The following is a 20,307-nucleotide window of genomic DNA, read 5'->3' as shown; positions in this document are numbered from 1 at the left end:
CTATGAAGTGAGGACGCCAGTTTTCACGGAGCCGCTGTTGGGATACCGCCCCTGTGTTGCTGAATTTCTAACCGGACACCATAAGCTGGTGGCGGGACAATGTCAGGCAGGGAGTTTGACTGGGGCGGTCGCCTCCGAAAGGGTATCGGAGGCGCTCAAAGGTTCCCTCAGGATGGTTGGAAACCATTCAGAGAGTGCAAAGGCATAAGGGAGCCTGACTGCGAGACCGACGGGTCGAGCAGATACGAAAGTAGGACTTAGTGATCCGGTGGTATGAAAGTGGGATTGCCATCGCTCAACGGATAAAAGCTACCCTGGGGATAACAGGCTGATCACTCCCAAGAGTTCACATCGACGGAGTGGTTTGGCACCTCGATGTCGGCTCATCGCATCCTGGGGCTGTAGCAGGTCCCAAGGGTTGGGCTGTTCGCCCATTAAAGCGGTACGCGAGCTGGGTTCAGAACGTCGTGAGACAGTTCGGTCCCTATCCGGCGCGGGCGCAGGATATTTGAGAGGAGCCGTCCCTAGTACGAGAGGACCGGGATGGACTGGCCGCTGGTGGATCTGTTGGATGATCGCATCCATGGCAGAGTAGCCAAGCCGGGAGGGGATAAACGCTGAAGGCATCTAAGCGTGAAGCCCCCCTCAAGATGAGATATCCCATTCGAAAGAAGTAAGACCCCTTGAAGAGTACGAGGTTGATAGGGCAGAGGTGGAAGTGCAGCAATGCACGGAGCTGACTGTCACTAATCGGTCGAGGGCTTATCCAGACGGTTCGGAGAATCAAGCGGATGTAATCAGTATGCGGTTTTGAAGGTACATGCTCAAAAATAAGAAAAATTTCGGCGGATCTGCGGCAGGGCAGATCCGCCTTTTTCTTATGCGGAGCACTGAAAGAGCGCAAGCCCAGTGGGCGAAGCACGAGTTTAGCGCAAGCTATGCAAATTTGCTTTATCCGTCACAGGTATCCGGCACATCTGCGGCCGGGTGCCGGAGGCACCCGATGCCTTAGAGAATGTTTTTCAGGACAACTGTCTTGGTGTGTGTCATCTCGTCGAAGGTGCTCATAACGCCCTCGGTTCCGATTCCTGAGAACTTGTAGCCGCCGAAGGGCATCTCAAAGCTCCGGAAGAAGCTGGCACCGTTAATGACGACACCTCCGCACTCGAGTTCCCCGGATATCCGTGCCGCTGTCTTCATGTCGCGGGTGAATACGCAGCCGCAGAGCCCGAATTTGGACGCATTTGCGATCCGGATAGCGTCCTCCTCGGTATCGAAGGGGATAATCGGAACTACCGGGCCAAATATTTCCATATCCTTGGCGACATCAGCGGTTTCCGGCACATCGCCGATGACGGTCGGCTCGTAGAAGGCACCATTGCGCTTGCCGCCGAGCAGGATTTTTCCGCCCTGTTCCACGGTGAGCTTTACCTGCTGCTCAACGCCGATGGCGGCCTTCTCGCTGATCAGGCAGCCGAACCGTGCATTTTCATCAGAGGGCATGCCCTTGGGGATGGCATTGATTTTTTCGATGGCCTTCCGGGTGAATTCTTCCACCCTTGAGCGATGGACAAGGAAGCGCTTCGAGGCGCAGCAAACCTGTCCGGTGTTGTACATACGCCCCCAGATCAGTTCCTCGGCGGCGAGATCGACATCCGCGTCTTCCAGAACGATAAAGGCGTCATTTCCCCCGAGCTCGAGGGCAACATGGGTCAGATTTTTCGCGCAGTTGATGGCGGTGTCAATGCCGACCTCCGTAGAACCCGTCAGGGTGACCAGGTTGACATCCGGATCGGAGGTCAGCGCGTTGCCGGCGCTGGAGCCCGGGCCGGTGATGATCTCGATCGCACCCGGGGTAGCACCGGCCTCATTGAGCAGGAAGCTGAGCTTTACGAGCGTCAGCGGATTGTCCGACGAGGGCTTCACGATGCAGGCATTGCCCATGAGCAGGGCGGGAGCTACTTTCTGGTCAAACAGGTCGCAGGGGAAGTTGAAGGGGATGACGGCGGCCACAACGCCCAGGGGTTCTTTTTTCACGATCAGGAGGTGCTTGTCCTGGCCTGGCTCCATTCCGCCGGGAATGGTTTCCCCGTAGTAGTGCTTTGCCTTTTCGCAGAATGCCCGGAAGGCGATCGGGATATTGGCGATTTCGCATCTCGCCTCAAAGATCGGCTTCCCGGTCTCCTGCGACAGCGTCTGCGCGAGATCTTCCTTGTCCCGTTCAACCAGGGTGAGGAATTTCATCAGGATTTCCACACGCTGGTAAATGGGAACCTTTACCCATTCCTGCTGGGCGGCTTTTGCTGCCTGAACCGCTTTCTCTACATCCGCCGGGCCGGCTTTCGGAACGGTGTCAATGATTGCCCCTGTCGCGGGGTTCGTCACTTTAAGGACAGCGCCGTCGGCGGCATCCATGGCCTTGCCATTGATCAGCATTTTCATACGCATTCCTCTCTTTCTGCTGTGATTTTCCGTGGTTCTTCTTTATTCGTAAAATGCGGTAAAGCTGAGCATCAGCCCGCCGCAGGCATTGACGTCGTCTCTCTCCACGCCGTATTCCCCAAAGGTAAATTCCGCGAGGAACGGGATGTTCCCGGCTGCCTCCTTGAGACCGGCGGCTACCTCGCCGATCCGGTCACCGATTGCCGCGCGGCGCCCGCCGCAGTGTACCAGGTGGAAGGCGGTGATCTTGCCTGGGGTCTTCTCCATCAGTGCTTTCAGGGTCTCCCCAGCGGATGCGATCAGCTCATCGACGCTTGCCTCCATGCGGATGACGGTAGTCTTTTCCGCCAGATTATTGCCTACATTGATTGTCCAGTCCTCATTTCCGAACATCGGGTGCCGGATGGCGACGAGCTTGCCCAGGCGGTCCTTGACGCCGAGAGGAGAAACAACGGAAGTGCCTAGAAGATTTCCCCCGAGCACAGCGTCATCAGGCAGGCCGCGCCACTCCTGATATTTTTTCAGGGCAGGCACACCATCGATCGCGCAGATGGTCCGGTTCCCCTGGATTTTGGTGATGACGCCGAAGTCATCGGTTTCCCGGTAAGCTCCGGTGAAGAGATTCTTCGTCTTGGGGCCGCCGTAGAAGAAAGCGGTGACACAGCCATCCGCAAAGCACTGATCGCCGGCATAGAGCAGCCATTTGCCCTCGATCGTATTGTCCGCGGCGGAGCCGCCGAAGAAGGGAACCCTGCCGATCTCCTCGGCAATGCCCTCGGCGTAAAATTCCTCCTCAGCGGGGGAAGCGGCCATATAAAAGTAATCCGGGGCGTCCTTACGGCCTGCCGCTTTTTTGGCCAAAATGGCAAGCTCTTTGCCTCTGGCAATGGAGCAGCCGTCTTTCGGCAGGGCGGCAACCCCGACGGTGAGATCCGGGTCGGCCAGCGCCATCGCCCCGACGAACGGCTGGCTGCCGCCGATGAATCCGTCCTGTGTGATGATTCCCGTGAAGCTCGTGTTGCCGAATACCGGGGCATTGACCAGCTTGCCGAGGCTGCTGATCAGGGCATGGACATCATAGTCACAGCTGCAGTAGGCAAATACCGCCTTCAGGTCTTTCCGCTCCAGCTGGCCGGCGATTTCCTTTGCCGCTGCCGCAGCGTCCGCGCTGGTACTCACTGCTACGATTGCTTTCAACATGATTGCTCTCCTTTCTATTGCTTTTCTGATCTTTTGTGCTTTTGGCCGCATACAGAAGAAATCGTCCGGCAGGCGCTGGACCTTGTCGGAGGATTTGTCTGAATGCCACTCGTCCGTTCCTTTATTGTTGATTCTATTCTAACAAAACGCATATATTGCACAATAATACCGTTCCACAACACAAAACTGTTGTTACACCTGACGGAACAAGTGTATAATGTGTGTAGGTTTTCTTGTGATAAAACAGAGAAAACTTGGGGGGTTCAAAGCGGGATTTGTTGCTTTTTGTTCCTGCGGACAGGGGGATTAACTTGGGAGAGAATGTAAGGAGTGTTGACCGGATCTTTGACCTGCTGGAAATTCTGGGGCAGTCGGACCGGGAAATCAGTATTACGGAGCTTTCGGCGCGGGCAGGGCTCAGCAAAACGACGGCCTTCCGGCTGGTTCAGATGATGTGCCTGCGCGGTTATGCGGAAAAAACACAGGACGCAAAATATATCCTGGGGCCGAAAGTACTTGAGCTTGCCGGCTATCACCTGAATGCGCTGGAACTGCAGACGGCTGCCCAGCCATTTCTCAGCGACCTCTACGCGGATCTTCACCTGACGGTGCATCTGGGAAAGCTTGTCGACACCAAGGTTGTCTATCTGGAACTGTTGAATCAGAACCTGCCGATGAAAAGCGGCAACGAGGGGATCAAGGTGGACGCATTTACATCTTCCATTGGAAAATGCCTTCTCGCCTGCGAATCGGGGAACAAGGTGGATGAGCTGCTCGAGTGCCACCATCTGAAAAAGTATACGGAGAATACCATCACGGATCCCGCGCTTTATAAGGAGCATCTCCGGCAGATCCGCCGGCAGGGCTGGGCGATGGATAACGGGGAGTACCTGCCAGACCGGCGGTGCGTGGGGGCGCCGGTTTTCGATCATTCTGGAGCACCCGTCGCCTGCGTCAGTGTCAGCGGCAGTATCAGGGAGATCACGGATGAGAAGCTGATGGCGGTTGTCGGGGAAGTCAGGGATACGGCGATGCAGATTTCCCGGCGCATGGGGTATGTGCCGTGAGGGCTGTGCCGCGAGAATCTTCAGGAGAGTTTCGCGGGGAGGAGAGAGGCCGGGCAGGCGCGCCTGCGACGGCTGGAGATTGTCCGCTGTTTGTGGTATTCTGGAGGCTGTTCATCGTAGGAATCCACAGAGAAGCGAGGTAAAAATCAGAGGATGAATCAGAAGTGCCGAATTGTCGTCTCCCTGCCGATGACAGAGGAGAGGAAAATGCGCCTCAGGGAGGCAGCACCAGACGCGGAATTTGTCTGGCGTGAGATCGGGAAAACGGTAGAGGAGGATATCCGGGACGCGGAGGTGATGGTCGGAAATTTTGACCCGGCCATTCTTCCGGCAGCGAAAAACGTTCGCCTTTATCAGGCGGGAACCGCGGGCGTTGATCCCTTGGTAAAGCCGGGTGTTCTTCCGGGAGAAACACGGATCTGCTCCGCTGTAGGCGCTTATAATTACTGTGTCGCCGAGCACATGCTGGCGCAGACACTGGCATGCCTCAGGCATTTTCCAGAGCTGCGGGACGCCCAGCAGAGGCGGGAATGGGTGAAGGTTCCGTCCAATGGAACCCTGCGCGGCGCGCTGGTGCTTGTCCTCGGAATCGGCAGCATCGGGCAGGTCTACGCGGAATACTGCGGGATGATGGGCGCGCATGTGACCGGGTTCCGCCGCCGCGCCGTGCCCACGCCGGGCGCGGAGAAGGTCTGCACGATGGAAGAACTGGATGACTGGCTGCCGAAGGCGGATGTCGTCGCGATGTGCCTTCCGGGCACTCCGGAGACCCGCCACATCATGAACCGTGAACGGCTGTGGAAAATGAAGCCGTCCGCTGTCCTCATCAACTGCGGGCGCGGCAGCGCCGTTGACGGGGAGGCGCTGGCGGACGCGCTCGAGGCGCATGTCATCGCCGCTGCCGCCCTGGATGTCACTGATCCGGAACCGCTCCCGGCGGACAGCCGCCTGTGGGAGATGCCGGGCTGCCTGATTACCCCGCATACGGCGGGCGGTCTTCGTATTCCGGAGACGGTCGACCGGATTGTAGAGATCGCCGCGGAAAATCTGCGCCATTATTTTGCGGGGGAACCGCTGAGAAATCAGGAGAAACGCTGATTGGGGGACTTCCCGGGAGAGGTATCTGGGGAATCCTGGGAAATCTTGGGGAAAAATCCGGGAAAATCGTGCCGGGCAGCAAAAAGTTCTTGACACGATTTTCCAATATCTGTATAATATCTTTTGTTGCCGGTGAATTCGGCAGTCTTCCTCGATAGCTCAGTCGGTAGAGCACGCGGCTGTTAACCGCGCTGTCGTAGGTTCGAGTCCTACTCGGGGAGCTTTTTTGTTATCTGATGAGGACCTTTAGCTCAGCTGGTTAGAGCAGTCGGCTCATAACCGATAGGTCCCGGGTTCGAGTCCCTGAAGGTCCACGAAGAGTGAAGGCAGGCTGTGAAGCCTGTCTTTTTTCGTGCTTTCCCGCTCAGATTCGAAGTGAATCAGTGAAAAAATTCTGTTGACAAATCTCCAGGATTAGCTATAATGATCATTGTTGCGGATGAGTTCCGTAACGGATGCGTGCGTAGCTCAGCTGGATAGAGCACCTGGCTACGGACCAGGGTGTCGAGGGTTCGAATCCTTTCGCACGCGCATTGATGAGCTTCCTTCGGGAAGCTCTTTTTGTTTATGGTCAGCACATACCAGGGAGGGGCAGTCCGACAGCCGCTTGCGGAAACGTCGGGCTGCCCCTCCCTGGTATGTGGCCAAGCGCCGGAGGCGCTCTGGCCCGCACACCTTGCGAAGCGGAGCTTCGCGAGGTGCGCGGCTGACCATAAACAAAAGAAGCACAAACAGAGGGGCAGCCCGACAGCCGCTTGCGGAAACGTCGGGCTGCCCCTCCCTGGCATGAGAGCAAGCGCCGGAGGCGCTCTGGCCCGCACACCTTGCGAAGCGGAGCTTCGCGAGGTGCGCGGCTGACCATAAACAAAAAGAGCACAAACAGAGGGGGCAGCCCGACGACCGCTTGCGGAAAGGTCGGGCTGCCCCTCCCTGGCATGTGGGCAAGCGCCGGAGGCGCTCTGGCCCGACGATCAACAAATCTTCAAAAAGCTTCCCCATCCTCTTTTCAAAGTCTGAATTTCCGTCTATACTGAATTTAACAGTCATTAACACTTTACAGTTGTAAATCAAAGAAATGGAGGCAGCTTATGAAAAAAATGATCGCGTTGCTCACAGCAGGGGCAATGGCATTCTCCCTCGCGGCGTGCAGCTCCGACGCCCCGGCGACCACAACCGCAGCGGCGGCAGCGTCCGCGGCGGCGGAGACGAAGGCTGCAGGTTCCGCGGCCGGGACAGCGGCGGAGACGAAGGCAGCGGAGAGTGCGGCGGCAGCTTCCGGGAAGGAAGCTCCGGAAGCGCAGGTCAAGGAGATCGCTAAGGTGGATATCTCCGGGAAGAATGTTTCCATCCTCACCCCGTACCTCAGCTCCGTCACCACGAAGCAGATGGCGGATACCCTGCAGGCAGGGCTTGAGGGCAACGGCGCGAAGGTGGATGTCGTAGATTCCAAGAACGACTTCGGACAGCTTGCGAGCGATATCGAGAACGTGGTTACCGCGAAGACGGATGCGATTATCCTGGTCAGCGCGGATCCGAACCAGGTGAAAAACCAGCTGGCGGACGCATTTTCCGCAGGGATCCCGGTATTCGGCGTCGACAGCGGATTCATCGACGGGATGCAGGTCAACGCCACCTCCGACAACTACAAGATGGGCGAGGATATGTCCAAATACCTGTTTGAAGACCTGATGGGCAAGAAGGGCACAGTCATCGAGCTGACCTACAGCCCGCATCCGGGCGTGGTGAAGCGGAGCAACGCCTTTGACGACCTGCTCCCGAGCTACCCCGACATCAAGCTGATCACCAAGCAGGAAATCGACGTCCCGAAGGGACCGATCGAGAGCGGGCGAGAGATCATGGAGAACCTGCTGACCGCGAACGCGGAGAAGGATTCCATCACCGCGGTGTTCTGCGCGTGGGATGAGCCGGCAATCGGCGCGACCCAGGCCCTGCAGGATGCCGGCCGCGATGAGGTCATGGTCACCGGTGTGGACGGCAACAGTCAGGCGGTCGACCTGATCAAGCAGGGGACAAACCTCAAGGCGACGATGTCCCAGAACTTTGACGGCATGTGCAATATCGTGGCGAACGATGTCGGCACGCTGCTCTCCGGCGGCACGATCGAGACCGGCGAAAAGTATGCGCCCGGCCAGATGGTAACGGCAAAATAATCCTGGCGGTAACGGCATAATACTCCGGTCAGGAAAGACCGCCAGATGCAGGGACATAGGGAGGGAGTTCCTCATGCTGTTGCAGACGAAGAAGATTTGCAAGCAATTCGGCGGCGTGTATGCGCTCCGGGACGTTTCCGTCGATATCCGGGCCGGCGAGGTACATGGCCTGGTCGGCGAAAACGGCGCCGGGAAATCGACGCTGATTAAGATTTTAACCGGCGTCTATTCGCTGGATTCCGGAGAGATTCTCTGGGAGGGGCGGCCAGCCGTCATCCGGAACCCGCGGGAGAGCGCGGCGCTGGGGATCCATGTCATTCACCAGGACCGCCAGCTCGTTCCCGCATTTTCCGGCGTGGAAAATTGTTATCTCGGCCTCCCGTATGAGGTCCGGCACGGCAGGATCGACTGGGGGAAAATGCGCTCGCGAGTTCTTACCCTGGCTTCCGAGCTCGGGATCGAGATGAACTTTACTGTCCCGGCGGCGCGCCTCACCCCGCCGGAGCAGACGATGCTGAACCTCATGCGGGCGCTGATGAATGACTGCCGCCTGCTGATCCTGGACGAGCCGACAGCCTCGCTCACGGACAAGGAGACGTCGGTGCTCTTCCGGATCATCGGGCAGCTGAAGGAAAAAGGGACGTCCATCCTCTATGTCACGCACCGCATGGAGGAGATCTTCCGCCTGACCGACCGGGTGACTGTCATGAAAAACGGGCAGGCTGCCGGGACATTTGCGACAGCGGAGATGGACGAGAATAAGCTGATCGCGAAAATGACCGACAATGTGGTCAGCGAGAAGGCGGGGAGCACGGCAGTGCGCCTGGGCGATGAGGTGCTCCGGGTGGAGCACCTCTCCTCGCGGGACGGGAAAGCCGCTGATGTCAGCCTGCGGGCGAGGAAGGGCGAGATTCTCGGCGTCTTCGGCCTTGGCGGGAGCGGCCGGACAGAATTCCTGGAGACGCTCTACGGCTACCGGCCGATGCGGGGCGGAACCATCACGGTCGATGGGAAACGCTATGAAAAGCCGTCGCCGGCAGCTTCGCTCAAAAGGCGGATGGTGCTCATCTGCGAGGACCGCAGGAAAATGGCCCTGATCATGCCGTTCAGCATCCGGAATAATATCACGCTCCCGGTGCTTTCCCGCTACGCTTCGCGGGGCATTCTCCGGGAGAAGCAGGAGAAGCAGGCGGCGGAAGCGGGAATCCGGGAAATGTCGGTCAAATGCAGCGGGGACAGCCAGCCGGTGAGCGAGCTCTCCGGCGGCAACCAGCAGAAGGTGGTTTTTGCGAAGGCGATGCAGTCGGACCCGGAGATTTTTCTCTGCGATGAGCCAACCCAGGCGGTGGACGTCATGACGCGGAACGAGATCCACCGGCTTCTCAGGCAGCGGGCGGAGGCCGGCTGCGCGGTGGTCTTTGTCTCCTCGGATCTCAAGGAGGTGCTGGAGGTGGCGGATGAGATCCAGATCATCGCGCACGGGAAGTCGGGGAAGCTCTTAACCAATGACCATCTGACGTCGGAGGAGGTTCTCCGGTGCTGTTACGAGGAGGCATGACATGGACAGGAAAAACGGCATGACAGCCGGAAATATCATCAAATCCTACGGCACGATCCTGGCCGGAATCGTGATTATCCTGATTTTCAGCATACTCCGGCCGCACGCATTTTTTACCCTGACGAACCTGATCAATGTGACCCGCCAGATTTCGCTGCTGGTGGTCATCGCCATCGGGGCGACCCTGGTGATGAGTGTTGACGAATTCGACCTGTCGGTGGGCACCATGGCAAGCCTGGGCGGCATCGCGGCGGCAAAGCTCGCCGTTGCCGGCTGCCCGGCTGTTCTCTGCTTTGCGGCGGCGATTGCGCTGGGCTTTGTGATCGGGGCGCTGAACGGCTGGATCGTGACAAAATTCGGCGTCCTGTCCTTCATCACGACGCTCGGCATGAGCACGGCGCTGAGCGGCGTCGTCTTCTGGCTTTCCGGCGGGGCGACGATCTTTCAGAACATTCCGGCGGGCTTCACCTATCTGGGTTCCCACGCCTTTGCGCGGATCCCGCTGCTGACGTGGGTTATGATCCTGCTGCTCCTGCTGTTCTGGTTTGTGATGCGGCACACGACCTTCGGCCGCAGGCTCTACGCGATCGGGGGAAATGTCCAGGCGTCCCGGATTTCCGGGATCAATGTCCCGGTCAATAAGAACATGGCGTTTGCCCTGTGCGGCGCCCTGGCGGCCCTCATGGGCGTCATGCTGGCGTCCCGCCTGGGTTCCGCCCACCCGACGGCCGGCGACGGCTACTTTATGAATGCCTACGCGGCGGTATTTCTCGGCAGGACCGTGTCCCGGGAAGGAATCCCCAATATCGGCGGCACCTTTGTCGGGGCGGCAATCCTCGGGATCCTGGCCAATGGCCTCACGATCATGCAGGTGCCGTCGTATCTGCAGGATATCCTGACAGGATTTATCATCATTCTCGCGGTAATTGTTCAGAAGGTGACTTCGGGGGAGAAGGAATGAAAGAGATTGTCTCGCGCCGCGACAGGGAAGCGGTGCATTCGTCCCGGAAACTGGTGGCCGGTTACTTTGTCGCCGGCTATCCGGACCGGGACACATTTTTTAAGATCCTCCGGGAGGCGGAGGAAAAGGGCATTGATATCTTCGAGATCGGCTTCCCGGCGAAAAATCCGACAGCGGACGGCCCGGTGATCCGGGACGCCATGAAGAAAGCTGCCCCGGGCATTGAGGATGACCTCGAGTTCTGGAAGAAGATCCGGGAGACGGTCCACGGGCCGGTATGGCTCATGGGATACCGGGAAGACCTCGTCGCGGGCGGGCGCTACCGCACCTTCGCGGCGGCGGGCTGCTATGACGGCCTGGTGGTGCCGGATATCGAGGAGACCGAAGGGCGCGCGCTCCAGGATGAGATGAAGGCGTACGGGGTGGATGTGATCGGCTTTATCGGCCCGCACAGCCTCCTGATCGACAGCGCCAACTGCATTGCCCGCTTTCCGATCATTTACCAGATGCTCTACAGCGGGAAGACCGGGCAGACGGCGGGCAATGAGGATTTCCGGGATATCATGGCGCTTGCGAAGAAGGAGAGCGACACACACCTGTTTGCCGGCTTCGGCATCAGTACGCCGGAACGGGTGGGGGAACTTCTGGACAGCGGGTTTGACGGCGTGATCATCGGGACCGCGATTATCCGGCATCTGAACCAGTCCCGGGAGGAAATGGGCAGGTTCATCGAGAGCCTCAGGAAGACCGCAGACGCGCACAGCACAGCGGGGGCGGTTCTCGCGGCGGATGTGGGGACGACGGCAGTCAAAGTGGCCATGGTGGACACGGGCAGCCGGATTCTCGCGGAGGCCAGCCGGGACGTCACGCTTTACCAGGAAAATGGGCATATTGAGCAGGAACCCCGGGAATGGTATGACGCGTTCTGCCAGGCGGCGCGGGAGGTGCTCCGGAAGTCCGGGGAGAAGCCGGAGGGCATCGCCTTCAGCGGGCAGATGCAGGATCTGATCCTGCTTCCGGGAACCGGGAATGCACCGGAAGGGAGCGACGCCGGGATGGCCGCGGCGGGGGATGCCTCCGGGAATGCTGCTTCCCCGGATTCCTGCGGGCGGGCGATTCTCTACTCGGACGCTCGTGCCGGTAAGCAGGCAGGGGACATCCGCGCCGCGATCGGGGACGGGGAAGTCACGGGCGTGACCGGAAATCTCTGCGACGGGGCGATTCCCTTTGCCAAGCTCCTGTGGCTTAAGGAGGAGGAGCCGGACCGGCTGGCAAAGGCCGGAGCGGTCGTCTTCAGCGCCAAGGACTATATTATCTGGCGCCTCACCGGGCAGAGGGTGACGGACGTGGTGACCGCGTCGACCTCCGGGCTGATGGATATCCGGAAAAGGGGTTGGCGCGCAGACTGGATGGAGAAGATGGGGCTTGACCCGGGCCTTCTCCCGCGCCTCGCGTATCCCACGGAAGCCGCCGGCAGGGTGACCGCGGCCGGGGAGGGCGCTTCCGGCATCCCGGAAGGCACCACGGTCTATGCCGGGATCGGCGACGCGGGCGCGGCGACGCTCGCCAGCGGGATCTCCGCTCCCGGGGAGTACAACATCAACCTGGGAACCTCGGGCTGGGTCGCCGCGGTATCCGGCGGCGCGCCGGAAAACCGGGGGTATTTCAACCTCGCCTTCCCGGCGCCGGGCAGATACATCAATACGGTGCCATTCTACAACGCCGGCATCGTCCACAAGTGGGTCAGCGGGATTGCGGCGTCCGATGAGGAGAACCGATATGCCGTCGCATCACGCCTTCTCGCGGAGAGCCGGCCGGGAAGCCATGGCGTCCTGTTCCTGCCGTACCTCCAGGGGGAGCGCTATCCGGTCTCGGACGCGGACATCCGCGGCGGGTATGTCGGGATATCGCCGGAGACGACGAAGGCGGATCTCGTCCGCGCGGCGCTCGAGGGCGTCGCCTATTCCATCCGCAGCGGCTTTGCCGACCCGGGGGCTATCCGGACGATCTCCCTCATCGGCGGCGGCGCGAGGGAGAAGGTATGGTGCCAGATCTTCGCCGACGTTCTTGACCACGAGGTCATGGTATTCCGGAATTCCGGGTATATGCCGACCCTGGCTGTCGCGGCGATCGCCCGCGTGGGCGGCGGGAAAATGTCCTCGCTCGATGAATTTATCCGCGAGGTCCGCGCCTCGCGGGACTGTGATGTCTATCGCCCGGATCCGGAGGCGGTTCCGGTCATGCGGGAGGGATTTGCGAGATTCCGGAAGCTGTACCCGGCGCTGCGGGCAGTGGAGGATTGAACCGTTAGCAGTCGGCCTTTCTGCAGGTTTTCGGAACAGTCAAGAATTAGTAAGATTTTGATAAAGTTTTCCGCTCCGGTTTGTGCTATACTTCTCTGGATCAGAACAGGGAGGTTAAATGGTGAAAACACTGCTGGATAAAGAAAAATGGATTTTGCGGAAACACGGGTTATGGATGCTTTTTGCCGTCGCATTGGCCTGTGCGATTCTCGGCACGGGGAATGTGGCGGAAGCCTCGGTGTATCATTCGAAGAAAGACGCGGCGAGCGGGCCGGCGGCGGAGATCAGGGACGGGTACCTGAACGGCGCCGAGCTGGATCTCTTAAAGAGCCAGTCTGACGGCCAGATGAGCAGCAGCGTCATTATCAGCCCGTCCGGCGGCGTGATCGTCGTGGACGGCGGACGCGCGGAGGACGAGCAGCATCTTGTGGACACGATCAACGCCCACGGCGGGCGCGTATCGCTCTGGCTGATCACGCACCCGCACGATGACCATCTGGGAGCGCTGACGAAGATCCTGGATACGAACCCGCGCCCGGTGCAGATTGACAAGATCGTCTACTCCTTCCTCGCGAACGGGGATTACCAGCGCGGGGAGAACCAGGGGAGAATGGCGAATCTTACAGATTTTCAGAAGGCACTCAAAAATGCCGGCGGGACAGAGCTGGTCAGCAGCCCGGCTGCCGGAACGGTCTTCACGGTCGGCGCCGATGTGAAGGCGACGGTCATGAATGTGCCGTTCTACGCGGACAGGGCGACCTTCAACAACAGCTCGGTGGCCTATAAGGTGGAGACCGGCGGACGGACGATGCTGTTCCTCGGCGACCTGAGCCGTGAGGGGGCGGCAGCGCTTCTTGCCGCCACACCGGACAAGAGCGTGCTCAAGGCGGATATCCTGCAGATGGCCCATCACGGCAGCGGGATCGACGGCGCCGGGGATGAGCTCTACTCGCTGATCCGCCCGAGCGTCTGCCTCTGGCCGACGCCCACCTGGATGTGGAACGCGGAAAATGACGGGTATGGGGTCAATGCCCTCGAGAAGAAGATGGCATCCTGGGGCTGCCGGAAGGATGTGCGCTGCGATACGGCGGACGGGATCCTCAGATGAATGTCGGATGGAAGCCGCAGATCGCCTGTGCCCCGGATTTGGCGGCGGCCTCCGGCCCGGATGACCCGGTAAAACGCCGGCTATAGAAAACTGAACAGGAGGATCACTGCGGTGATCCGGATTTCCCCATGCCGCCCTGCCTTGCCAAAAGGCCGGGCGGCATGTACAATATTCTCCTGTATGGAACAGCCCTGAGGGGCGGGGAGAGGTGTGAGGATGGAACGGATCGATCTTGATTTCAATGAGCTGAAGACGGAGGAGGAAGTGTACAGCCTGCTTGCGGGACAGATGCATTTTCCCGAATCCTTTACCAATAATCTGGATGCCCTGGACAAAGAGCTTGCCGAAGGGCTGACGGAGAATTACGGCCTGCGCGTGATCCCCGGCGGGGAGGATGCCCCGCTGGCCGATTTTCAAAAGCGTTTCCTGAAGGTTCTCGAGGACGACGCGGAGACATTTTGCGAGCAGGACGGTGCGGTGTATGCGGTATTTACAGATAAATCCCCGAAGGCAGACCCCTGGAACTGGTTCCGGGACGACCTCGGAGGGGGAACTCCGGATTCCCTATGAGATCATCCGGTCCAGGCGGAAGACGCTCTCGATGAGCATCGCCCCGGACGGGCACCTGGTTTTCCGGGGGCCTGAGGCGATGAGCACGGAGGCGGCGGAGGCATTTGCCCGGGAGCACGCCCGCTGGATTCTGAACCACAGGGAGCGGGCGCGTGGGGGAAATGTGCTGCCGGAAATGTCCGCGGATGAGCTTCGCGGGCTTGCGAACCGGCTGATCCCGGTCCTGACGGACCGGCTGCGGTATTACGCGGGGCGGATGGGCGTCACCTACCGGCGTGTCACCATCCGCAATCAGAAGACCCGCTGGGGAAGCTGTTCCTCAGCGGGCAATCTTAATTTTAACGTCCGTCTCGCCCAGGTGGATCCGGATCTTCTCGACTATGTGGTGGTGCACGAGCTCGCGCACCGGCGGGAGATGAACCACTCGCCGGCGTTCTGGGATATCGTGGAGAGCGTGCTGCCGGATTACCGGGAAAGACGGGAGCGGCTCTCCCGGTATGTGCTTCCGTGAGGGGAGCGGAAAAACGAGAACGAACGGGACAGACAGGCGTGCCCTCCGGAACTTGCGGGCAGTGCAGCGGGAACTGAGGAACGGACAGGCCAGGCGGCGGGCACGGAAGAACGGGACAGACAGGAAGGACAGGACGGATGCTGGCGCGAAAAGCGGAAGAACGATGGATGGTATACACGAAGCGGGCGGATTTTGACAGAATCGCTGAGAAATTCGGAATTTCTCCAATTACCGCGCGGATTTTGACGAATCGTGGGGTGACCGGGGATGACGCGATTGCATCCTTCCTCCACGCGGGCGCCGCCTGCCTGCCGGATCCGTCGGAAATTCCGGGCATGGCCGAGGCGGCGGATCTCCTTCTCCGGAAGATTGAACAGCAGGCGAGGATCCGCGTGGTCGGCGATTACGATATCGACGGGGTCTGCTCCACCTATATCCTGGTGACCGCGCTCCGGCTCGCCGGGGCGGAAGTGGATTACGACATCCCCGATCGGATCCTCGACGGGTACGGCATCAACGAGAACATCATCCGCAGGGCGTCAGAAGATCAGGTGAATACGATCATCACCTGCGACAACGGCATTGCCGCCCGTGACCAGATTGCCCTGGCGAAGGAGCTCGGCATGACGGTCATTGTCACGGACCACCATGAGGTGAAGAAAGACGCGGATGGGAGAGATGTTCTCCCGCCGGCGGATGTGGTCATAGACCCGCACTGCGCAGGCAGCGGATTTCCCTTTCCGGATATCTGCGGCGCGGTCGTTGCCTGGAAGCTCGTCCGGGTGCTGCTCACCCGCGCCGGCTGCCCTGAGGAGGCGTGGAAGGCGGATCTGGATTTCGCCGCCCTCGCGACTGTCGGGGATGTGATGCCTCTCACCGGGGAGAACCGCCAGATTGTGAAGGACGGGCTCAGGGCTATCGGCCATACCGGGAATCCCGGCCTCCGGAAGCTTGTGCAGATGGCCGGCGTGGATCCGGAGCACATCACCGCCTATCATGTCGGGTTTGTGATCGGCCCCTGCATCAATGCCGGCGGAAGGCTCGAGACGGCGAAGACAGCCATGAAGCTCTTCCTCTCAGAAGATGACGCGGAGGCGGAAGCGCTGGCTGCGCATCTGGTTGAGCTCAACGGGACAAGGAAGGCCATGACGGAACAGGAGACGGAGCGGGCTTGTTCCCTGGTGGAGGAAAACTATGGGAACGATTCGGTTCTTGTGATCTACCTTCCGGAGTGCCACGAGTCGCTTGCCGGGATCATCGCCGGCAGGATCCGCGAACTTTACGGGAAACCCACGCTGGTGCTGACCGACGGGCAGAGCGCGGTCAAGGGCTCCGGCCGCTCGATCGAGGCCTACAATATGTTCGCGAAGCTCTCGGAGGCGGAGAGCCTGATGCTGAAATTCGGCGGCCATCCGATGGCCGCGGGGCTTTCGCTGAAAAAGGAAAATATCGGAAAGCTTCGGCAGGTGCTCAATGAGAAATCGGGGCTCACGGAGGAGGATTTTGTCTCCACCGTCTGGATCGATGTGCCGGTTCCCGTCCGGTATGTGACGGAGAAGCTGATCGATGAGCTGGCGGTCCTGGAGCCGTTCGGCCAGGGCAACGAGAAGCCGCTGTTCGGGGAGCTCCGGCTGCGGATCCGGAGCTGCCGCGTCCTCGGAAGGAACAGGAACGTGGTAAAAATGGTCCTGCAGGATGATACTGGCTTTGCCGCCGACGCGGTCTGGTTCGGCGACGGGGATGCCTTTGAGGAGGAGCGCGCCGGCCGGTGCGGGATCGACATTGCTTACTGGCCGGAGCTTGACGAGTGGAACGGCAGGAAAAAGGTGCAGGCGGTTATCCGGAAGTACCGCTTCCGGGAGGAGTGAGCCGCGGGGCGCCGGAGAGAGGGGAGCAGGCCGCTCCGGCTGGCGGCTTTGCCACGCGGATACCGGTTTTGCGGCGCGGCCTCCGGAAAAATGCGTGCGGAGAGAGGAGAGAAGGATGCTCGAGAGAAAAGATGTCATGCCGATCAGCTTTTTAAAGCTGGAAAAATTCACCGGCTCGTCGTCCGGGATCCGTTTCCGGATGGAGATGCAGAAGCCGGAGGAGGGAGATCCGGCTCTTCACGTCACTGTGTGGCCGGAACCATTTGCCTATGATTTCACGCCGGAGGAGAAAAAGACCGGGAAGGATTTCTCCTTCGATGAGGCTGGCATCGAGGCAGGTATCGCCTGGATCAACGAGATGCATGACGATATGGCGGGAGCCGGAAAGTGACATTCCCATGGGAGAACCGCGGGGGTATGGCGGGGGCCGGGAGGTAATCTTCTTGCGGAAGACCCGCGGAGGCCGCCGGAGGTTTTACAACATTTCCGCCCATCCCTTGTTTTTCCTGCCTTCGGCAGTTAAAATGGGTGTACAGGCGGAACAGAAATCTCCCCGGAAGGGAAGATTTTATGAAATTTCAGAAAACACAGAGAATAAAGCTGATGATCGCCGCCGCAGTGCTGTTGCTGCTGGCGGCTGTCTATGTTCTTGGGCCGGGCAGGCAGCATGCGGAGGAAGAGATTCTTCTCGCAGAGACCATGTCCGGGGCCGGGATGGAAGGATCCGGTGTGCCTTCCGCGTCCGGGGCGGAGGCCGAAGGTGCAGCCTCGGTGGAGACGCTCTCTTCGGCGGAGGCCGAAGGTGCAGCTTCGGCGGATACGCTCTCTTCGGCGGAGACACTCTCCCCAGCGGAGGCCGAGGCGCTGGCCGCCGTGGAGGACGAGGCGAAGGACAGGCTCTATGTGCATGTGTGCGGCGAGGTTGTCCGTCCCGGCGTCTACGCGCTCTCCGCGGGAAGCCGGGTCTTTGCGGCGGTGGATGCCGCCGGCGGGCTGACGGAAAATGCGGCGGGCGACTTTCTGAACATGGCGGCAGCCGTCGCGGACGGGCAGCAGATCCGGATCCCGTCGAGGGAGGAAGCCGAATCGCTCAGGGCGGAGAGAGCCGCAGGGGGAAACTCTGCCGGAAGCCAGGGCGCCGCGGCTTACGCGGGCGGATTGTCTGGAAAGGCAGGCGCGGCGGGCGGATTGCCCGGTGCGGCGGGGCAGGCGGATGCCCTAAATCCCGGGGGAGGTGCCGCCGGGAAGACAGCCCTCGTCAACATCAACACGGCGGGTGCCGAGGAGCTCATGACCCTCCCGGGAATCGGAGCATCCCGGGCGCAGGATATCATCAGCTATCGCGGGAAGCATAAATTCGGGAGAATTGAGGATATTATGAAGGTGCCGGGCATTAAGGAGGGCGCTTTCAAAAAGCTGAGGGACAGGATTACGGTTTGAGGTGAACGGGATGGCGAAGATACTGATTGTGGATGACGAAAAGCTCATTGTGAAGGGGCTGAGATTCAGCCTCATGCAGGATGGGTATGAGACAGACACGGCCTATGACGGTGAGGAAGCGCTGGAGAAGGCGAAAAATACCAAATACGACATGATCCTTCTCGATGTGATGCTCCCGAAGCTCTCCGGGCTGGAAGTCTGCCAGGCCATCCGGGAGTTTTCCGACGTCCCGATCATTATGCTTACCGCCAGAAGCGAGGATATGGACAAAATCATGGGGCTCGAGTACGGGGCGGATGATTATGTCACCAAGCCGTTCAATATCCTTGAGCTCAAGGCCAGGATCAAGGCAATCATGCGCCGAAGCATGAAAAAGGCGAAGGAAGAAGCGCCGAAGAAGGCGGATACGACGATCCACGCCGGAGATCTGACGCTGGATTCGGAGAGCCGCCGCGTCCTCATCGGCGACCGGGAGATCAACCTGACGGCGCGGGAATTCGACCTGCTTGAGCTTCTGGTCACCAATCCGGGAAAGGTCTACAGCCGGGAAAATCTGCTCAAGTACGTCTGGGGCAATAAGGCAGCTGCGGGCGGCGACGTCCGGACGGTGGATGTCCATGTCCGCCGTCTCCGTGAGAAGATCGAACCGAGCCCCAGCCAGCCGAAGTATGTCCACACCCGCTGGGGCGTCGGCTATTATTTCCGCGCGGTATGAGGATCACGATTCTCTGCGTCGGCAGGGTGAAGGAGAAATATTTCGCCGGCGCGATCAGCGAATATATGAAGCGGCTGACCCGCTACTGCCGCCCGGAAATCATCGAGGTTCCGGATGAGAAAACCCCGGAGAATGCGCCGCCGGCGGTGGAGCAGAAAATCCGGGAGACGGAGGGCGCGCGCCTGATCGGGAAAATGTCCCCGGACGCTTACCGCGTGGCGCTCGCGATTGACGGGAAAATGCTCTCCTCCGAGGAGCTTTCCGGGTTCCTCTCCGAGCGGATGGTCCGCGGCGTGAGCCACCTGGAGTTTTTGATCGGCGGGTCGCTCGGCCTCTCGGAGGAAGTGCTCAGAAAGGCGGATTTCCGGCTGAGCTTCTCTCGGATGACATTTCCCCACCAGCTGATGCGGGTGATTCTTTTGGAGCAGGTCTACCGGGGATTCAAGATCATGGCCGGGGAGCCGTACCACAAGTAAGCTCCCGGGACGCGGATGACAATCCGGCGAAGGTCTGCTATAATCAGACAGAGAAAATCAGATGCCCAAAGCGGCAGTAAGGGAGGAACGCGAAATGGCTAAGGAACCGAAGGAGACGACCATTACCACAGAGAACAAGGACGGATTTGTCAGCGAGGTGAAGATCGCCGACGATGTTGTTGCCACGATCGCGGGCCTTGCCGCGACGGAGGTTGAGGGCGTAGCGTCCATGGCCGGCAATATGACCAATGAGCTGGTCGGAAAGCTCGGATATAAGAACAGCAGCAAGGGCGTGAAGATCAGCGTCATTGACGATCATGTCACCGTGGATCTCTCCCTGAATATGAAGTACGGCTACAGCATTCCGAAGATTTCCGCGACTGTCCAGGACAAGGTGCGCGATGCCATCGAGAACATGACCGGGCTCATTGTCGATGAGGTGAACATTAAGATCGCCGGCGTCGAGGCTCCGGCGGAGGCGTAAGCCCGGATCCGAGGGAAACAAGCCTCCGGCGGCATTTCGGAGGCGAGCCCGGCAGAGTTTTCGTTGACGGGAAAATTCCGTTGTGCTATCATCTGAAAAGACGTTAAAAGGGAGTAGTTACCGCGTACAATCAACATCCCCTGGGGAGAAATGAACAGCCCCATGGTTGTGCGCCCTTTGAACAGACGCTGCGGGAGGGCAGAGAGCCTTCGCCCGATGAAAAGGCAACTTTCAGAGGAACAAGACTTTTAACATGCAGGAGCATGTTGAAGGTCCTGTTCCTCTTTCTTTATGCAGAGCACTTAACAATAACCAGCCACTTAACGAGGACAAGC

The 20,307-nt window shown here is 59.7% G+C and carries 17 protein-coding genes, 3 tRNA genes and 3 other annotated features; of the genes, 18 read left to right on the top strand and 2 right to left on the bottom strand.

The genetic code is table 11. The annotated features are described in order from the left end of the window. Nucleotides 1-306: a sequence feature (23S ribosomal RNA rRNA prediction is too short), on the top strand. A gap of 13 nt (nt 307-319) precedes the next feature. After that, nucleotides 320-479, top strand: a sequence feature (23S ribosomal RNA rRNA prediction is too short). A 19-nt stretch (nt 480-498) separates the two neighbouring features. Further along, nucleotides 499-758 (top strand) — a sequence feature (23S ribosomal RNA rRNA prediction is too short). Nucleotides 759-1,008: 250 nt separating this feature from the next. Next, on the bottom strand, nt 1,009-2,442 hold the full coding sequence (locus ISF27_RS10580; RefSeq protein WP_194611448.1) for an aldehyde dehydrogenase family protein: 1,434 nt from the start codon (nt 2,440-2,442) through the stop codon (nt 1,009-1,011). Between the two features lie 42 nt (nt 2,443-2,484). Next, entirely contained in the window at nt 2,485-3,642 is a 1,158-nt protein-coding gene (locus ISF27_RS10575) for an FIST signal transduction protein (protein WP_194611447.1), read from the bottom strand. Nucleotides 3,643-3,953: 311 nt separating this feature from the next. Here ISF27_RS10575 and ISF27_RS10570 point away from each other — a divergent pair, with 311 nt between their 5' ends. From ISF27_RS10570 to ISF27_RS10485, 18 genes are all read left to right on the top strand, one after another. Then, nucleotides 3,954-4,709 carry an IclR family transcriptional regulator gene (locus ISF27_RS10570; RefSeq protein ID WP_194611446.1) on the top strand — a complete coding sequence of 252 codons (756 nt, stop codon included), beginning with the start codon at nt 3,954-3,956 and terminating at the stop codon, nt 4,707-4,709. Nucleotides 4,710-4,862: 153 nt separating this feature from the next. After that, complete coding sequence (locus tag ISF27_RS10565; protein WP_194611445.1) at nt 4,863-5,807, top strand: D-2-hydroxyacid dehydrogenase; 945 nt, start codon at nt 4,863-4,865, stop codon at nt 5,805-5,807. Between the two features lie 148 nt (nt 5,808-5,955). Beyond that, nucleotides 5,956-6,028, top strand: a tRNA-Asn gene (locus tag ISF27_RS10560). A gap of 19 nt (nt 6,029-6,047) precedes the next feature. Next, nucleotides 6,048-6,121: transfer RNA gene (locus ISF27_RS10555), tRNA-Ile, on the top strand. 143 nt (nt 6,122-6,264) lie between these two features. Then, nucleotides 6,265-6,338, top strand: a tRNA-Arg gene (locus tag ISF27_RS10550). A 557-nt stretch (nt 6,339-6,895) separates the two neighbouring features. Beyond that, nucleotides 6,896-7,978 carry a sugar ABC transporter substrate-binding protein gene (locus tag ISF27_RS10545; RefSeq protein WP_235986306.1) on the top strand — a complete coding sequence of 361 codons (1,083 nt, stop codon included), beginning with the start codon at nt 6,896-6,898 and terminating at the stop codon, nt 7,976-7,978. A gap of 73 nt (nt 7,979-8,051) precedes the next feature. Continuing rightward, nucleotides 8,052-9,536 carry a sugar ABC transporter ATP-binding protein gene (locus ISF27_RS10540; RefSeq protein ID WP_194611444.1) on the top strand — a complete coding sequence of 495 codons (1,485 nt, stop codon included), beginning with the start codon at nt 8,052-8,054 and terminating at the stop codon, nt 9,534-9,536. A gap of 1 nt (nt 9,537) precedes the next feature. Continuing rightward, a complete protein-coding gene (locus ISF27_RS10535; RefSeq protein ID WP_235986303.1) occupies nt 9,538-10,497 on the top strand; it encodes an ABC transporter permease in 960 nt (319 codons plus the stop codon). Next, nucleotides 10,494-12,800: a tryptophan synthase subunit alpha gene (gene trpA, locus ISF27_RS10530; RefSeq protein ID WP_194611443.1), complete on the top strand. Its 2,307-nt coding sequence runs from the start codon at nt 10,494-10,496 to the stop codon at nt 12,798-12,800. Before ISF27_RS10535 ends, trpA begins: the two co-directional genes overlap by 4 nt. Nucleotides 12,801-12,918: 118 nt before the next feature. Next, nucleotides 12,919-13,908 (top strand): ComEC/Rec2 family competence protein, encoded by a 990-nt coding sequence (locus ISF27_RS10525; protein ID WP_194611442.1) that lies wholly within the window; start codon nt 12,919-12,921, stop codon nt 13,906-13,908. 216 nt (nt 13,909-14,124) lie between these two features. Next, nucleotides 14,125-14,478: a barstar family protein gene (locus ISF27_RS10520; RefSeq protein ID WP_194611441.1), complete on the top strand. Its 354-nt coding sequence runs from the start codon at nt 14,125-14,127 to the stop codon at nt 14,476-14,478. Beyond that, entirely contained in the window at nt 14,390-14,989 is a 600-nt protein-coding gene (locus ISF27_RS10515) for a M48 family metallopeptidase (RefSeq protein ID WP_194611440.1), read from the top strand. The genes ISF27_RS10520 and ISF27_RS10515 overlap by 89 nt, the downstream gene beginning before the upstream one ends. 167 nt (nt 14,990-15,156) lie before the next feature. Beyond that, nucleotides 15,157-16,857: a single-stranded-DNA-specific exonuclease RecJ gene (gene recJ / locus ISF27_RS10510; protein WP_194611439.1), complete on the top strand. Its 1,701-nt coding sequence runs from the start codon at nt 15,157-15,159 to the stop codon at nt 16,855-16,857. A gap of 115 nt (nt 16,858-16,972) precedes the next feature. Then, nucleotides 16,973-17,248, top strand: coding sequence for a hypothetical protein (locus ISF27_RS10505; protein WP_194611438.1), 276 nt, complete (start codon nt 16,973-16,975; stop codon nt 17,246-17,248). A 179-nt stretch (nt 17,249-17,427) separates the two neighbouring features. Beyond that, the gene (locus ISF27_RS10500; RefSeq protein WP_235986295.1) at nt 17,428-18,297 is read left to right on the top strand and encodes a helix-hairpin-helix domain-containing protein; all 870 of its coding nucleotides are present in this window, start codon (nt 17,428-17,430) and stop codon (nt 18,295-18,297) included. A gap of 10 nt (nt 18,298-18,307) precedes the next feature. Beyond that, nucleotides 18,308-19,012: a response regulator transcription factor gene (locus ISF27_RS10495; RefSeq protein WP_194611437.1), complete on the top strand. Its 705-nt coding sequence runs from the start codon at nt 18,308-18,310 to the stop codon at nt 19,010-19,012. Further along, entirely contained in the window at nt 19,009-19,488 is a 480-nt protein-coding gene (gene rlmH / locus ISF27_RS10490; RefSeq protein ID WP_194611436.1) for a 23S rRNA (pseudouridine(1915)-N(3))-methyltransferase RlmH, read from the top strand. Before ISF27_RS10495 ends, rlmH begins: the two co-directional genes overlap by 4 nt. A gap of 94 nt (nt 19,489-19,582) precedes the next feature. Beyond that, nucleotides 19,583-19,972: an Asp23/Gls24 family envelope stress response protein gene (locus tag ISF27_RS10485; protein WP_194611435.1), complete on the top strand. Its 390-nt coding sequence runs from the start codon at nt 19,583-19,585 to the stop codon at nt 19,970-19,972. The last annotated feature ends 335 nt before the right edge of the window (nt 19,973-20,307 follow it).

This window comes from Clostridium vitabionis, from assembly GCF_015351765.1.
Classification (GTDB): domain Bacteria; phylum Bacillota; class Clostridia; order Lachnospirales; family Lachnospiraceae; genus Clostridium_R; species Clostridium_R vitabionis.
This window is presented reverse-complemented; position numbering and strand designations above follow the sequence as displayed.